The organism is Bacteroides bouchesdurhonensis (assembly GCF_900155865.1).
In the GTDB taxonomy this organism is placed as follows: domain Bacteria; phylum Bacteroidota; class Bacteroidia; order Bacteroidales; family Bacteroidaceae; genus Bacteroides; species Bacteroides bouchesdurhonensis.
Genome location: NZ_LT707006.1, coordinates 4,690,384 through 4,707,188, shown reverse-complemented (window position 1 = coordinate 4,707,188; position 16,805 = coordinate 4,690,384). Strand labels below are relative to the sequence as shown.

General features: G+C 40.5%; 12 protein-coding genes. 2 read left to right on the top strand and 10 right to left on the bottom strand.

Annotation, left to right across the window (positions count from 1 at the left end):
• Nucleotides 1-14: 14 nt before the first annotated feature.
• The 5 genes from CZ225_RS20365 to alaS all read right to left on the bottom strand — a co-directional run bounded on the left by CZ225_RS20365 (nt 15) and on the right by alaS (nt 8,938).
• Nucleotides 15-2,291 (bottom strand): GH92 family glycosyl hydrolase, encoded by a 2,277-nt coding sequence (locus tag CZ225_RS20365; protein WP_077155256.1) that lies wholly within the window; start codon nt 2,289-2,291, stop codon nt 15-17.
• Nucleotides 2,292-2,317: 26 nt separating this feature from the next.
• Nucleotides 2,318-3,310 carry a FecR family protein gene (locus CZ225_RS20360; RefSeq protein ID WP_077155255.1) on the bottom strand — a complete coding sequence of 331 codons (993 nt, stop codon included), beginning with the start codon at nt 3,308-3,310 and terminating at the stop codon, nt 2,318-2,320.
• 51 nt (nt 3,311-3,361) lie between these two features.
• Nucleotides 3,362-3,916: an RNA polymerase sigma-70 factor gene (locus CZ225_RS20355; RefSeq protein WP_077155254.1), complete on the bottom strand. Its 555-nt coding sequence runs from the start codon at nt 3,914-3,916 to the stop codon at nt 3,362-3,364.
• Complete coding sequence (locus tag CZ225_RS20350; protein WP_077155253.1) at nt 3,913-6,147, bottom strand: GH92 family glycosyl hydrolase; 2,235 nt, start codon at nt 6,145-6,147, stop codon at nt 3,913-3,915. The genes CZ225_RS20355 and CZ225_RS20350 overlap by 4 nt, the downstream gene beginning before the upstream one ends.
• A 172-nt stretch (nt 6,148-6,319) precedes the next feature.
• Entirely contained in the window at nt 6,320-8,938 is a 2,619-nt protein-coding gene (gene alaS, locus CZ225_RS20345) for an alanine--tRNA ligase (RefSeq protein WP_077155252.1), read from the bottom strand.
• Nucleotides 8,939-9,043: 105 nt separating this feature from the next.
• On the opposite strand from alaS, the gene CZ225_RS20340 reads away from it, so the two are divergent.
• Together CZ225_RS20340 and CZ225_RS20335 are read left to right on the top strand one after the other, a co-directional pair.
• On the top strand, nt 9,044-10,012 hold the full coding sequence (locus CZ225_RS20340; RefSeq protein WP_077155251.1) for a M23 family metallopeptidase: 969 nt from the start codon (nt 9,044-9,046) through the stop codon (nt 10,010-10,012).
• Between the two features lie 20 nt (nt 10,013-10,032).
• Complete coding sequence (locus CZ225_RS20335) at nt 10,033-10,377, top strand: MerR family transcriptional regulator (RefSeq protein ID WP_077155250.1); 345 nt, start codon at nt 10,033-10,035, stop codon at nt 10,375-10,377.
• A 168-nt stretch (nt 10,378-10,545) separates the two neighbouring features.
• Here CZ225_RS20335 and CZ225_RS20330 read toward each other — a convergent pair whose 3' ends face one another.
• The 5 genes from CZ225_RS20330 to CZ225_RS20310 all read right to left on the bottom strand — a co-directional run bounded on the left by CZ225_RS20330 (nt 10,546) and on the right by CZ225_RS20310 (nt 16,730).
• Nucleotides 10,546-12,789, bottom strand: a complete 2,244-nt coding sequence (locus CZ225_RS20330; RefSeq protein WP_077155249.1) for a RelA/SpoT family protein — start codon at nt 12,787-12,789, stop codon at nt 10,546-10,548.
• 72 nt (nt 12,790-12,861) lie between these two features.
• Entirely contained in the window at nt 12,862-14,157 is a 1,296-nt protein-coding gene (locus CZ225_RS20325; protein ID WP_077155248.1) for a lytic transglycosylase domain-containing protein, read from the bottom strand.
• A 34-nt stretch (nt 14,158-14,191) separates the two neighbouring features.
• Entirely contained in the window at nt 14,192-15,064 is an 873-nt protein-coding gene (locus CZ225_RS20320) for a DUF5683 domain-containing protein (protein WP_077155247.1), read from the bottom strand.
• Nucleotides 15,065-15,955: a ParB/RepB/Spo0J family partition protein gene (locus CZ225_RS20315; protein ID WP_025074778.1), complete on the bottom strand. Its 891-nt coding sequence runs from the start codon at nt 15,953-15,955 to the stop codon at nt 15,065-15,067. It abuts the gene before it with no gap.
• A 10-nt stretch (nt 15,956-15,965) separates the two neighbouring features.
• The gene (locus CZ225_RS20310; RefSeq protein ID WP_025074777.1) at nt 15,966-16,730 is read right to left on the bottom strand and encodes a ParA family protein; all 765 of its coding nucleotides are present in this window, start codon (nt 16,728-16,730) and stop codon (nt 15,966-15,968) included.
• Between the last annotated feature and the right edge of the window lie 75 nt (nt 16,731-16,805).

The window sequence follows — 16,805 nt, the reverse complement described above, 5'->3', positions numbered from 1 at the left end:
ATATTTATTGGTAGTTAGTTGTTTTTTCCCCATTTTGTCGGTTTGTCACTCATTGTGATTTCCATTATTCCTCCGTTTGCAATATCCGTATGCTCAAAGAACGGAGTAGTAAGTGGCTGTCCATTTAGAGTAACGCTTTTAATGTATTTATTTGTTTTCGTATTATTTTTTGCAATTATAGTGAAAGTTTTTCTTTCTGGCAAGCGAATCACCACTTTATCGAAAGCAGGACGCCCAATTGAGTAAATAGGTTTGCCAGGACATGGCTGATAAAATCCCATTGAATTGAGAACATACCAGGCAGACATTTGTCCACAATCTTCGTTTCCGGACAATCCATCAATACTGTTTGCATATTGGCTACGATAAACGCTATCTACTAATTCCTGGGTTCTCCAAGGCCGGTTTACGTAATTATAAAGATGGATCACATGATGGCTTGGTTCGTTGCCATGCGCGTATTGTCCGATCAGTCCGCTGATATCAGAAGAAGTCATCTCTCCTTCTAGTGCCGAATCGACAGTAAACAAGGAATCCAATTTACTAACAAAAGCTTCTTCTCCTCCCATCAGATTAACTAACCCTTCAACATCATGAGGAACAAACCATGTCCATTGCCAGGCCGTGCCTTCACAGTAATCATCATTACGATGGGTGGAAGAACGAGGATTGAATGGAGTACGCCATTCTCCTTCGGAATCGAGTCCGCGCATGAACCGGGTCGATTTGTCAAAATAGAATTCATATGCTTTTGCAAAACGTTCATATTTGGATTTATTTTCAAAATCGCCCATAGCGTTCGCAAATGCAGAAATACACCAATCATCATAAGCATACTCTAAGGCTTTGGCAACAGATTCATTCTCGCGGTCACATGGTACATAACCGATAGAGTTTTTGTAAAACTTAGCTTTAGGCATTAGATGGGGGAGTACTAATGGTGGACATTTGATTCCGGCCGTGTCATATTCGGCGGCACGCAAACAAGCATTATAGGCTTCTTTGACATCGAAATCCCGGTATCCTTTCATATAAGCATCTACAATGACAGGGACGGCATGATAACCAATCATGGTGCCGGTATAATTAGAAGCTAAATCCCACATCGGAAAAATTCCGCCTTCCTGATGTTTCTTAATTAATGAGTTGATAAACTGAGTATTCAGATCAGGATCGATAATTGTCATCAATGGATGCAATGCACGAAAAGTATCCCATAAAGAGAATACGGTGTAAATCGGATTGATTGTATCTCCCTGATGAACTTGCAGATCCATACCTAAGTAACGTCCGTCAGCATCTGTAAACAGATTAGGGCTAATGGCACTATGGTATAAGGCAGTATAAAAAATTGTTTTATCGTTTTTGTCTTGAGTTGTAATGTCTATTTTTGACAAATATTTGTTCCAGGCATTCCGCGCATTTTGGCGTACTTTATCAAAGTCCCAGTCTGTTATTTCGCTTTCCACATTCTTGCGCGCGCCATCTATATCTACTGCAGAAACTCCGACTTTTACCAATATCTCTTCATGGTTAGTTGTTTCGAAGTGTAATAACACTTTGCTGGTAGGCAGACGTTTTCCGTTATCCATTGTAACGGAGTCTGTAATTAAAGTGTAAGTGAAAGGTTTTGAGAACTTGGCATAGAAATTAATAGATTGGTCAAAAGCCCAATACATTGTTTTTTTATGCCCGCATATTTCTGTTTCACTGATGACTTCAATCTCCATTTCGGAATTAATCTGTCGTTGTAGACTATAATCGAGATCTAAAATGAATCCGGCTTCTTTGCTTTCCGGAAAAGTATAACGATGAAGGGCTCCGCGTTTAGTAGAGGTAAGTTCTGCTTTTACTTGATAAGTATCCAGAAAGACTGAATAATACCCGGGCTCTGCTGTCTCATTTTGATGAGAAAAAGAGGAAGCATAAGCCAGACGTTGGCTTTCAGGATCGGTAGTCTTATATTGCTGTTTGCCAACAGTAGGCATAAGCAGTACATCTCCATAATCGCAACATCCTGTACCACTGATATGTGTGTGTGAAAAGCCATTGATTGTTGAATCGGCATAGTAATATCCGGAACAAGCGTCCCAACCGTCAATACGTGTGTCAGGGCTTGGCTGGATCATACCGTGTGGAACAACAGCTCCCGGAAAGGTATGTCCATGTCCACCAGTCCCAATAAAAGGGTTTACATAAGCACTATAATCGGCAGTTTCTGTCGTTTCGCTACAGGAATTTAGAGATAACAATCCCCCTAAACATCCTATAAAGAGTGTTTTTACGTTCATGGTATATGTTTTTAAAATTTGGTTGCTTATTTATTGTCTGAAGAAATAAAAATATTACTTCCGACGATTTTATAGTTGATTGGTATCGCGTTTTGCAACGATTGCAATACTGACTCTATGTTTGACTTCTTTTTCAATACCCCCGAATAGGTCTTGTCAGAACGGATATCCGGTGACAGGATGATCTTTACATCATAGAAACGTTCCAGAGCTTTTGTTATGGTGAAGATGTCCGCTTGTTCAAATGGAATTAAATCATCGTGCCAAACAGCATCCAATTTAGCTTCCACCTGTTTGACAATCAGTCTGCCTGAACCTCTATTCAATTCGGCACGTTGTCCCGGAGCAAGAATAATTTGCCCTTCATTCTGTTTGCCTTTTACTTCAATTTCTCCTTCGATCAGAGTTGCTTCGGCAACCTGACTGTTTTTGTCACATTTGAAGTTGAAAACCGTACCCAACACTCGTACTCTCATTGCGTCACTTTCTACAATGAATGGCTGTTGTGGATTTCTGGTTACTTTAAAATAGGCTTCTCCTTCCAGATAAACATTCCGTTCTGTGTCAGAAAACTTGCGTGGATATTTCAAAGTAGCAGAATTGTTTAACCAGACTTTAGTCCCGTCAGGTAGAGTGACTTCTTCAACAGTTCCTTTATTGGCGGTAGCTACCAGCATGTCTGTTTCGTTTTGATAAAACCAGTATCCGGCTCCTCCTCCCAACAACAATACTACGGTAATGATGGCAGTATATTTCATCCACTGATACATACGTAGTGTTTTAAGTTGTTTATTGCTTTCTTCTTTAATTCTCTTGTAAAGTCTCTTTTCAGCAAGGTCCATCCGTAGCTCGTCCGCATAGGAGTTCACTTTACCTAAGTGATAAATTTCCTCCATGCGAAACAACTGACGGGCGTTTTCGTCTGATTCCTTAACCCAGGTGCTAACCTCGGTCAGTTCTTCTTCGGAACATTCTCCCATCAAATATTTCTTCAGTATGTCTTCGCTCAGATTTCTCATTTTCTTTTCCTTCTTATTATAAAAACAACCTAGTTCGTAAAAACACTTATCTTATTTCCATAAAAATAAGAAAAATACTATCCAAAGGTGATCGAGGCGTTTTCTTAGATATTTAAGTGCTTTATACATATGTGCTTCCACTGTTCGGAGTGAAACTCCGAGAATATCAGCTATCTCTTTATTTTTTATGTCGTGCAGATAGCTGAGTTTAAACACCTCTTTGCATTTGTCCGGCAACTCGTTAATGGCATCGTATATTTCTTTTCGTAGTTCCCGGTCTTCAATTCTTCTAATAACCTCGTTATTATCCGGTTGGTAGAACTCCGCCCGCTTTTGGTTAATCTCTTCCATGGCAGCACAATATCCTTCCTCAATGTTTCGATGTTTCAATACATTCAAGCAACGGGTATAAACAGCCCGATAGAGAAAGGCTTGAATCTGATCGCCTATCTCTATGCTGTCTTTTCTTTTCCAGAGTTCTACAAACACATCCTGTACCACATCCTCTGCCTCTTCATCTCCTACCAGACGGGTAGCATAGAAGATCAGACTTGTATAGTACCTGCGGAATAGTGCTTTGTAGGTTAATTCGAAGTTTTCATTCATTCTTTTTCTTCAAAAATGACTCCAATTGCTTTAGGAGTATCGCCCATCTCAAATTCTACGGTAGCCCCGTTCATGATTTGTTCATGTGTAAGATACGTTTTGTCGTAGGGGTGTCCGTCTATTTTGATTGAACGAATATAGATATTCTTCTTACTTACGTTTGGAGCAACTACAGTGAAAGTCTTGCCATTAGCCAGATGTAATTTCATTTCTGGAAAGAGGGGAGTGCCTATTTCATATTTCCCACTCACCGGATTAACAGGATAGAATCCCATCGCACTGAATACAAACCATGCTGACATTTGTCCACAGTCTTCATTACCACAAAGTCCGGCTGGTGTATTGAGATAGAGTTCATTCATCACTTTGGCTATATATTCCTGAGTACGATTCTCATGCCCAACAGCATTAAACAAGTAAATGACATGATGGCTTGGTTCATTGCCATGTGCGTATTGTCCGATCATACCCGTGCTGAATATTGGTAGTTCATCATTTGACGAAGGATGATAAGTAAACATACTATCAAGCTTTTGTGCAAATCGGTTTTTGCCTCCAACAAGGTCTATAAGCCCGTCTATATCATGTTGTACGGACCAGAAATATTGCCAGCCATTACTTTCACAGATGTGTGGAGTATAATCATCAGCTTTGAAGTCCTTGATAAAGTTGCCTTTGTCATCGCGGGGTTGCATAAAGGAGGTCGACGGATTGTATACATTCTTATAGTTCTGTGATCGTTTGTAGAACTCGTCTGCAATCTCTTTATTGCCCATCTTCTCTGCCATTACGGCAATGCAATAATCATCGAATGCGTATTCCAATGTTCTGGATAACGACCAATTATCAGAACTCTCATGGGCTCTTACGTTATAAGGTATATAGCCGTATTTTTTATAGGCTCCGATATCACGGTATCCATCGATATTTGCAGTTGCTACGCAAGCAGCGAGGGCCTTTTCTGCGTCAAAATCTCCGATGCCTTTCAAGTATGCGTCCACAATAACGGGAACGGCATGATAACCAATCATCATATCTGTTTCGCTACCATAGAAATTCCATACTGGCAGGCGACCGTTTTGTTCGTGGAAGGCCATGAATGATTTCACCATATCGTTGACGCGCTCCGGTTCAGTGTAAGTGAATAGCGGATGAGCAGCGCGGAAAGTATCCCACAGTGAAAAAGTACTGTAGTTTACCCACCCGTCGGTTTGATGTATTTTTTTGTCCGGACCATAATAAGCTCCGTCCACATCGCTATAAATAGTAGGAGCAATCATGGAATGATATAAAGCGGTATAAAAGTTCACTTTATCATTTTCATTGTTTCCTTTTACTTCTATTTTGCCGAGCTGACGATTCCAATTTGCTTTAACTTCTGCTAAATATTTGTCGAAATTATTTTCAGGGACTTCTGTTTCTAGGTTTTTGGCTGCACCTTCCATACTGACACCGGAGATCGCTGTATTCACCAGGATTTGTTCACCTTCCTGAGTGTTGAAATCGAAGCGGGCAATAGTAGCAGTTCCAATACGTTTATTGTCTTTTATAATTGCTGTAGTATCTAATTCTACTTTTTCAAAAGGTTTGGAGAAACGGGTACGGAAGTAAATATGCTGGTCACGTGCCCATCCGTCTGAGAAGCGGTAGCCTTGAATGGTTACAGAATCTATCACTTCAATATAAGAGTCATTGGTAAAATCCCAGTTCATTGCTTTCTTCAGGTTTAGGAAGATAGCTGCCTCCGCTTTGGGAAATGTATACCGTTGAATACCACAACGTTCTGTTGCTGTCAGTTCTACATTTATGTTATAGTCTTTTAAACGTACTTGGTAATAACCGGCAGATGCACTTTCATCTTCGTGAGAGAATCTAGAGTATATGCCAAGCGGAGCTTCTGCCTCATTATATGGCAATGTAACAGGCATGAAAGATATATCATATAAATCTCCTGCACCTGTTCCTGAAAGGTGCGTATGGCTGAATCCGGCAATGGTACTGTCCGGATAGAAATAACCGGAAATACGATCCCAACCGGGTAATCCGTTATCCGGACTGAGTTGCACCATGCCAAAGGGGGCTTGGGCACCGGGATATGTGTTTCCAGTAAAATCGGTTCCGATAAATGGATTTACGTACGATGAATGATCTATTTCTTGTTTTTCTTCTGTTACATTGCAGGCTGCAAATATACAAGCTAAAAACAGGTATAGATGAATCGGCGTTTTCATTGTTTTTGTGGTATTAGTGATTACTTATTTTGTTATTTGAAGGATAAAGAAAATAATTAATCTGTTTACAAAGGTAGAAAAAATAAACTAAAAAAAGAGATAAGTCTCTTTTTTCATTGGAAACTAATCTCTTTTATAGTGTAGGATTAAAAAATAAAGAATCTTTTATTTATTAAATTCCAGCAAGTTCTAATACTTTTTCGACGGCTGCATTCATTCCATCTGTATTTTTCCCTCCGGCAGTTGCAAAGTGAGGTTGTCCGCCGCCACCGCCTTGAATCAGTTTAGCTGCTTCCTTCACCAGATTGCCGGCTTTCAATCCGTTTGCAACCAGGTTGTCGCTTATCATGACTGTCAGCATTGGTTTACCATTATCTATGGTTCCCGCAACAAAGAATAAGTTTTCAGTAATTTCACCACGAAGTTGGAAAGCTATGTTTTTCACCACTTCAGCAGGTAGCGGTGCACAGAATTTCACAACTTTTACTCCATTGATTTCCTGAATATTTTTCAGCAATCTTTCTTTTAGTGCAGACTCTTTCTCTTTCATGAAGTCATCTACCTGCTTTTTCAAACCTGCATTTTCTTCAATGTATTTGCGGATGGCAATACCGAGGTCCGGAGCATTATTGAAGAGTGCTTTTAAGTCACTGAGTGTATCTTGGATTGTATCCAACATTTCTTCTACGCGAGCACCAGTATAAGCTTCAATGCGGCGCACACCGGCTGCAACAGAACTTTCAGAGATGATTTTCACCATACCAATATTTCCGGTTGCGGCAACGTGTGTACCTCCACAGAACTCGATAGAAGAACCGAACTGGATCACACGTACTTTATCTCCGTATTTTTCACCAAAGAGTGCAATTGCCCCCAGTTCTTTGGCTTCCTCAATAGGAATATTGCGGTATTCTTTCAATGGAATGTTCGCACGAATCTTGGCATTCACCAAGTGTTCTACCTTACGTATTTCTTCATCGGTCACTTTCTGGAAATGAGAGAAGTCAAAACGTAAAGAGTCCGGAGTAACCAATGAACCTTTTTGTTCTACATGTTCACCCAAAACTTCGCGAAGTGCTTCATCCAGCAAGTGAGTTGCTGAGTGGTTGGCTGCACAAGCTGCACGCTTGTCAGTATCTACGCACGCCATCATCGGAGCTTCCGGATGTTCGGGCAACTTCTTGGTGATATGTATCGGAAGGTTATTTTCTTTTTTGGTATCGATCACTTCAATGGTTTCAAACTCGCTAACCAATACACCGGTATCACCTACCTGACCACCACTTTCTGCATAGAATGGAGTGTAATCAAGTACAATTTGATATAAAGTTTGATTTTTCTGTTTGATCTGGCGGTAACGAAGAATGGAAGCTTCATATTCAGTATAGTCGTAGCCTACAAATTCGGTTGTACCTTCTTTCAAAGTGATCCAGTCGCCGGTTTCAATAGCAGCAGCATTACGAGCACGCTGTTTTTGCTGTTGCATTTCAGCATCAAACTCTTTGATATTGACTGTCATTCCATTCTCACGGAGAATCAATTCGGTAAGATCGAGAGGGAAACCGAAAGTGTCATATAAAGTAAAGGCATCTTTTCCGCTGATTTCACTCTTTCCGGCAGCCTTTGTTTCTTCCATTGTTTTATCCAACAGGCGGATACCTGTTTCCAAAGTACGGAGAAATGCTTCTTCTTCTTCTTTTATAACTTTCTCGATCAAATCTTTCTGTGCAATCAGTTCAGGATATGCTTCTCCCATATTTTCAATCAATACAGGTAACAACTTATACATAAATGCTTGTTTCTGACCGAGGAAAGTATATCCGTAACGAACGGCACGACGAAGTATGCGTCGGATAACATAACCTGCTTTTGCATTTGAAGGCAACTGACCGTCAGTAATGGAGAATGCAATTGTACGGATGTGGTCAGCAATTACACGCATGGCGATGTCATTTTGCTTATCTTTTCCATATTCGGTACCTGCCATAGCAGCGATCACCTTGATAATCGGTTGGAATACGTCTGTATCGTAATTGGATGTTTTGCCTTGCAAGGCCATACAAAGACGTTCGAATCCCATACCGGTGTCGATTACTTTTGCCGGAAGCGGTTCAAGGCTGCTATCAGCCTTGCGGTTATATTGCATGAATACAAGATTCCATATTTCAATAACTTGAGGATGATCCTGATTTACCAGATCACGACCGGAGATTTTAGCACGTTCTTCAGCCGGGCGAAGGTCGATATGGATTTCAGAACAAGGCCCGCAAGGTCCTGTATCACCCATTTCCCAGAAATTATCGTGTTTGTTACCATTAATAATATGGTCTTTAGGTAAGAATTGTTCCCAATAAGAAGCAGCTTCATCATCGCGGCTCAATCCCTCTTCAGGGCTGCCTTCGAATACAGTGGCATACAAGTGCTCCGGATTCAGTTTTAATACTTCTACCAGATATTCCCAAGCCCAGCTAATGGCTTCTTGTTTGAAATAATCGCCGAACGACCAGTTGCCTAACATCTCAAACATGGTATGATGATAGGTATCGTGTCCTACTTCTTCAAGATCATTATGCTTTCCGCTTACACGCAAACATTTCTGAGAGTCTGCGACTCTGTGGTATTTTGCCGGGCGATTGCCCAAAATAATATCTTTAAACTGGTTCATACCCGCATTGGTGAACATCAGGGTAGGGTCGTCTTTTATCACCATCGGAGCCGAGGGAACAATGTGATGTCCTTTCGACTCAAAGAAATTCTTGAATGAATCTCTGATCTCTTTTGCAGTCAACATACTTCTATATATCTATTGTTGAGGTTAATATTCTCAAAAAACAGTGCAAAGATAGCTCGTTTTTATTATTTTTGCCGTATTAACGAGCGAAATATTTCCAAAAAGATGCGTAAAGTATACTACATATATAATCCACAGACGCAGACGTATGACCGAATTTACCCTACCGTACGACAACGTGCGCTTAGTATTTTGCGGCGACTTTTTGTCGGTATGGGGTTGGGGGCGGGGTGCTTCCTCGTGTTGCTTCTGGTATTTGGTTCTCCGTCTGAGAAGGAACTTAGAATTGAAAATAGCCGTTTGCAGGCACAATATAATGTCCTCTCTCGTCGTTTGGACGATGCGATGGGGGTTCTTCAAGATATCCAGCAACGTGATGATAATCTGTATCGGGTAATTCTGCAAGCTGATCCTATCTCTCCGGCTATTCGTCAGGCAGGTTACGGAGGAACGAACCGTTATGAGGAATTGATGGATATGGTGAATTCAAAGTTGGTGGTGAATACAACTCAGAAGTTAGACGTACTTTCCAAACAACTTTATATCCAGTCCAAATCTTTTGATGATGTGGTGGATATGTGTAAGAACCATGATGAAATGTTGAAATGTATTCCGGCTATTCAGCCTATTTCCAATAAAGATCTTCGTCAGACTGCATCCGGATATGGTACGCGTATCGATCCTATTTATGGTACGACTAAATTCCATGCCGGGATGGATTTCTCTGCGCATCCCGGAACTGATGTGTATGCAACTGGTGATGGTACAGTGGTGAAAGTTGGATGGGAAACCGGATACGGAAATACGATTGAAATTGATCATGGCTTTGGTTATTTGACCCGTTATGCTCATTTGCAAGGATTCAATACGAAAGTTGGAAAGAAGGTAGTGCGTGGTGAAGTAATTGGAAAAGTGGGAAGTACGGGAAAAAGTACGGGACCTCATTTGCATTATGAAGTCCATGTGAAAGGGCAGATTGTTAATCCAATTAATTATTACTTCATGGATTTAAGTGCTGAAGACTATGAAAGGATGATTCAATTAGCAGCAAACCATGGTAAAGTATTCGATTAAGACTTTAAACAACGAGTTTCATGCTTCATACTGATAAAGAATTAAAATTATATTATTCGATTGCGGAAGTGGCTGATATGTTTGGTGTCAATCCTTCTTTACTTCGGTTTTGGGAAAAAGAATTTCCACAGATTTCTCCTAGGACTAGTGGAAGAGGAGTACGTCAATATCGCAAGGAGGACGTAGAAACCATAGGACTGATTTACCATTTGGTAAAGGAGAAAGGCATGACCCTTCCTGGGGCTCGTCAACGATTGAAAGATAATAAGGAAACGACTATACGTAACTATGAAATCGTCAGTCGGCTAAAGGAAATCAAAGAAGAACTGCTAGCCATTAAAAGAGAGTTGGACGGGCGAGGTTAGGGAGGAAAGCTTTGGAACTCTTTTTTATATTGATTTGAATTTGTTATTAGAATCTCTATTCTCTAAAAAGAGGTTGTTTAACTGTTTTCCTCCGTTATATACTAAGGTACTGTTAGATGTTTTGTTTTCCATTTGCTTTTTCATCATTTGATTGTGTGTGATGCTTCTCTATTCTTCTACGCGGGTAACCTGTTTGATATTCTGAATCTTTTTCAAATTATTACAGATAGCCCTTACATCTTCGGCATCATGTACCCATAGTTGTATTTTACCTTCAAAGATTCCGTCATTGGTTTCAATTGCCAGCTTACGGATATTTACATTCAATTGTCTAGAGATAACTTGTGTTACTTCATTCAGTAATCCCATACTGTCTATACCTTTTATATATACATATACAAGGAAAGAAAGTTCTTTATGCGTATCCCATTCGGTTGCTAAAATGCGGTTTCCATAGCTGCTTTTCAGCTTAGCGGCCACAGGACATTGTCGTTTGTGAATAATGATTCGATTATTTTCATCGATGTACCCTAAAACGTCGTCACCGGGAATAGGATGACAACATTCTGCCATGATATATTTCTTTTGCAAACTTTCTTCCGTAAGTTTGAGTATTTGCTTTGGATTGATCGTTTCTTTTTCCTGAGGTTCCTTCTCTTCCTGTTTTTCTTTGGTGTTATTCCCAAAAGAGAAAGTTAGATATTTTTTCCAATTACTGGTTTGTTTTTCTTTGAGCTCATTTCTGTCAGCATCACCCAATACAATGGCTTTACTACCGATAGCTGCTAAAAACTCTTCTTCATTTTTTGAATTATGGAGTTTACGTAGCTTTTCGATGACTACTTCATCTGGACGAACTTCTTCTTTTTTTAGGAATTCACTCAGTAACTCTTCACCGATCTTTTGGTTAGCTTTACGTTCTTTACGAAGAATAGCAGCGATCTTGGCACGGGCGCGAGCAGTGGTTGCAAATACTTCCCACTGAGGTTGTACACGTTGTGATTTTGAAGTTAAAATTTCAACTTGGTCACCGCTTTGTAGCTTGTGGCTTAATGGAACAAGTTTGTGATTAACCTTAGCACCGATACAGTGGCTACCTATATCAGTGTGTAATGAGAAGGCAAAGTCGAGTGCTGTTGAGTTTTGAGGCATCGTCTTTAGTTCTCCTTTAGGCGTGAACACAAAAATCTCAGAAGCAAACAGATTTAGCTTGATGGTATCCAGAAAGTCTATTGCATCCGGCTGCGGGTCATCCAGTATTTCTTTGATTGTTTTCAGCCATTTTTCCAATTCTCCTTCGTCTTCGCTACCTCCTCCTTCTTTGTACTTCCAATGAGCGGCAAAGCCCTGTTCGGCGACGTCATTCATACGCTCGCTACGAATCTGGACTTCAATCCATTGACCGTTATTTCCCATCAGGGTGACGTGCAATGCTTGATATCCGTTCGCTTTCGGGTGGCTTACCCAGTCACGAAGTCGGTCGGGATGAGGCTTGTATATCTTGGAAATAGATACGTAAATATCGAAACAATCATTAAGTTCTTCTTCCTGATTACGCGGTTCGAAAATAATGCGGACAGCCAGCAAATCGTAGATTTCTTCGAAAGGAACATGCTTGGTTTGCATTTTGTTCCAGATGGAATAGATTGACTTTACTCTTGCCAGAATCCGATATTTCAGTCCCATTTTATCCAGTTGAGTGCGGATAGGAGCGGTGAAATCATTGAATACTTTATCACGTTCGGCTGCTGTAGCATTCAGCTTTTCCTCTATTTCGACGTATTCTTCAGGATGTTCGTACTTGAAGCTGAGATTTTCCAGTTCCGTTTTAATCTTATAGAGTCCCAGACGATTTGCTAACGGTGCATAAATATAAAGAGTCTCACCGGCTATCTTAAACTGTTTGTTTGGCAACATGGAGCCAAGAGTCCGCATATTGTGTAAACGGTCAGCTATTTTAATCAGAATAACGCGGATATCATTAGACATGGTGAGCAGTAACTTTTTAAAGTTCTCTGCTTGAGCTGAGGCACGATCTCCAAAGATACCACCGGAAATTTTAGTCAGCCCATCTACAATCTGGGCTATTTTAGGACCAAAGATATTTTCTATATCTTCAACTGTATAGTCAGTATCTTCAACTACATCATGCAACAAAGCTGCACAAATAGAAGTAGAACCCAATCCGATTTCGTTGCATACAATCTTGGCAACTGCGATAGGGTGCATGATATAGGGCTCACCGGAACGGCGTTTAATTCCTTTATGTGCCTGATTGGCGAAGTTGAAAGCTTTGGTTATGATTTCAACTCGTTTGCGATGTTTGGTAGCAAGATAATCATTCAGTAATTCTTGGAATGCTTGATTGATCATCTCCTCATCTGCTATTTCTTTGGGACTCAGATTATCCATATTTGTTATCCTTTCACTTGCTTAATTTTGCAAAAATAAACAATTTTCCGAACGAAGCAAGCAAGAAGCTGTTTATTTGTATATTTTCAATCGTTTTCCCGCAGATATTTTGGTATTGGACATTCCATTCCACCTTTGTATATCTTTCACCCGGACATTCAGTTTTTCAGCAATAGAGGATAATGTGTCTCCATTTTTGATACTATAATAGGTTAGCTTACCTTTGCCTATGACAGCTGTAGTCTGTTTTCTTGTAGTAGGAGTAGGTTCATTTACTGCAACTGTCTTTCTGTTACGGAATAATTCGTCGGCACGATGTGCATAGATAGTATCTTGTTTATCTATGAAAGTACTGATTGCGTTGATCGGAAGTCGCAAGGTGTACGGTTTACTTTCTCCTGGTATGATCTGTTTCTTATATTGCGGGTTTAAACTCTTTATCTCGTCTAAAGGAACGTTGCATATTTCTGAAATCTGATCGAAGTGCAGGTTCTTATTTACCTGTACTGTGTCTGTGCTTGTCGGAATATTTGTTTCCATCGGACAAATGTTATGATCGCAGTAATAGGTCATCACATAATTGGCAGCAATGAAGGCAGGTACATACCCTTTGGTTTCTTTGGGCAAGAAATTATAAATTTTCCAATAATCGGTTTCACCTCCTGCGCGACGGATCGCTTTGTTAATAGTGCCAGGACCACAATTGTAGGCAGCGATGACCAGATTCCAGTCACCATAAATTGTATACATCTCTTTCAAGTAACGTGCGGCAGCCCATGTAGCTTTAATAGGGTCACGACGTTCGTCCACTAAGCTGTTAGATTCTAAACCATAGATTTTCCCGGTTCCAATCATAAATTGCCATAATCCTGAGGCACCTGCACGTGATATGGCAGATGGGTTCAAAGCTGATTCTATAATAGGCAGATATTTTAATTCCAATGGAAGTCCATAAGCATCCAATGCTTCCTCAAAAATCGGCATATAGAAGTTGCAGGCACTCAACATGAAAGAAACTTGGTTGCGCAAACGCCCGGCATACATATCAATAAACTTACGCACAATCTCATTATAAGGCATTTCCATAATAGCCGGGATACGTGAGAGGCGGTCGATATAGACAGAATCGCTGAATAGGGGATTTACTTCCGCTGTACTGCAGTCTTTGCCTAAATCAACATAATTTTTTGCTTTCCAGTCATTCAGTAAGCTGTCTAGCGGATATGTCATACTCATCGGCAAATCAATACTCTCTTTGCGTTCGGTTCCATTTTCATGGATGACTACATCTACACTTTGGGCTCTAGCTTGCGGGATTGCTAGTACAAAAAAGAAAATAATCGGGCAATAGTTTACTAATTTCTTCATGTTTAATAATAACTTCAATCTTAGTTGTGCTTTTTTAAAATCGTAATACGCATTGTAGACCGACTGACTTTTTGTTGGAGTTAAATTGGTTATTAATAATTGCCGGTTCTACTCGCATGCTCAGGTCGGGGGTAATATCGAAGTTGGACAATTCCGCATCTACATAAGCGTCGATAATGGAAATGATATATACTCCGATAAATGCAAATATACTAAGGTCCCGGTATCTTCGGAACATATCCTTTCTATTTTTAATAGTATTTTTCAATTGCTCTTCACTATAATTGGCATTAGGAGGCAACAAATCTTCATAACTTTTAGTATTCGGATTGCTGTCCATTATGTCCAGATAAGCCTGGGAATAGTCTTTATACATTTTCCCATTCCAACTTAGTGCATAGGCGCAACCGGCAAATCCTCCGTAAATGATAGGTAGTTTCCAATATTTTCGATTGTATATCTGTCCTCCTCCGGGAAAAACTACAGCGAGCCAAGTGGCTCTGGTTGGATTCGGTACGAATATTTTTTTGTTAAGATCCTGCACTCGTGGAAGACTGTCTTGGTTGATAACAATTGCTTCTGGTTGTCCTTTCTTTTTCAACTCTATTTGATTGGAGGCTTTCAGACTATCAGCTACTTGTATTTTTGCAGCAGACAGACTATCTACCGATTGCAATCGTTCCGGTTTTAGTAATTTTATAGAGTCTTTCTTCAATGAATCTTGTTCTTGAGCAGGGGCATGATGTCTTCGTGCACGTGCTTTCGGAGGCTGCCGTTGTAGAATTGTACTATCTTTCTGTACTGGTGTTACAGGCTCCTGTGCATACACATCAATCCCTGCCACCTGTATAAAACAGAGAAGCAGGGTAATGATAAGTAGCTGATATCTTTTACTTTTTCTAGTCATTTACTTTTTTAGCGTATCGAAGATTTCCATGATACGTTCCAATTCCTCCTCATTTCCGAAAGGAATGCTGATCTTTCCTTTACCTTTTTCGGAGCAAGTGAGTTGTACCTTGGTGTTGAAGAAACCGGATAGCTGTTGCTTTAATAAATTAAACTCTTCCGGAAGTTTGGCACGTTTGGGAGTGATCTTCCGTGTACCGCTTTTCACGATTTCTCCTTCACTAAGTGATTTAACTATCTCTTCCACTTTGCGAACGGAGTATCCATGTTCTTGTATCTCTTCGAATATTTTTACTTGCAATTTAGGGTCGCCTAATGAAATCAGTGCACGGGCATGCCCCATATCAATCTGCTTGTTTTGCAGAGCCATCTGTATCGGGGCCGGCAGTTTCAGTAAACGCAGGTAGTTGGCAATAGTCGTTCGGTTTTTACCGATACGCTCGCTCAAGCGTTCCTGAGTTAATTCATACTGGTCGAGCAGATGTTGATAGGCGAGTGCTATCTCCACCGCATTCAGGTCTTCACGCTGGATGTTTTCAATCAGCGCCATTTCCATCATGTTTTCGTCGTCGGCTGTGCGGATGTAGGCAGGGATTGTTTTCATTCCTGCTTTTTGTGAAGCACGGTAACGACGCTCTCCGGCGATGATCTGGTATTCATCATCCGAGAGTTTGCGTAGAGTGATTGGTTGGATAATACCGATTTCTGCAATTGAATCCGCCAATTCCTGTAATGCCGTCGGATCAAATTCACGGCGTGGTTGGTTTGGATTGACAGAAATCTTAGCCAATTCTATTTCATTAATGGAAGAAGAACCTTCGGTTTTCACATCATCCATTGAGAGCAAGGCGTCGAGTCCACGTCCTAATGCATTTCTTTTTTGTGTTGCCATATCTTCTTCGTTATTTATTTCTGTTAATAATCTCTTTTGCGAGGGCAAGGTGGTTCTTTGCACCGGTGGAATCCGCATCATAAAGGATAGTCGGAATACCGTAGCTAGGTGCCTCACTCAGTTTGACATTTCGTTGAATAACAGTGTTGAACACTAGTTCCTGAAAATGTCGCTTGACTTCGTCGTAAATCTGATTGGCTTGCCGTAAACGAGAATCGTACATGGTAAGCAAGAATCCTTCGATTTCTAAAGCTGGGTTCAATTTTGACTTAATGATTTTGATTGTATTCAGTAACTTACTGATTCCTTCAAGGGCAAAATATTCAGCTTGCACGGGGATGATTACCGAATCGGCAGCAGTCAATGCATTGATCGTAATCAGTCCTAACGACGGTGAACAATCTATCAAGATATAGTCATATTCCTTCTTTAAGGGCGTAAGTACTTCCTTTAGTATCTTTTCGCGATTGGGAAGGTTCAGCATTTCAATCTCGGCTCCTACAAGATTGATGTGTGAAGAGATGACTTTTAAAGAATCTATTTCCGTGTCGAGGATGGCTTCTTGTACATTGGCTCTGTCTATAATGCACTCATAGATAGTGCATTCCGATTGCTTGATGTCTACTCCCAAGCCGGAAGAGGCATTTGCTTGCGGATCGGCATCTACCACGAGTACTTTTTTTTCGAGTGTGGCAAGTGACGCTGCGAGATTGATCGTAGTCGTTGTTTTACCTACACCACCTTTTTGATTGGCCAAAGCAATAATTTTTCCCATATTCTCTAAATTTATTGGCAGCGAAATAAGTGATAAATCCTTAGAGCGCCTACGAAAAAATAGAAACTTTGCAAT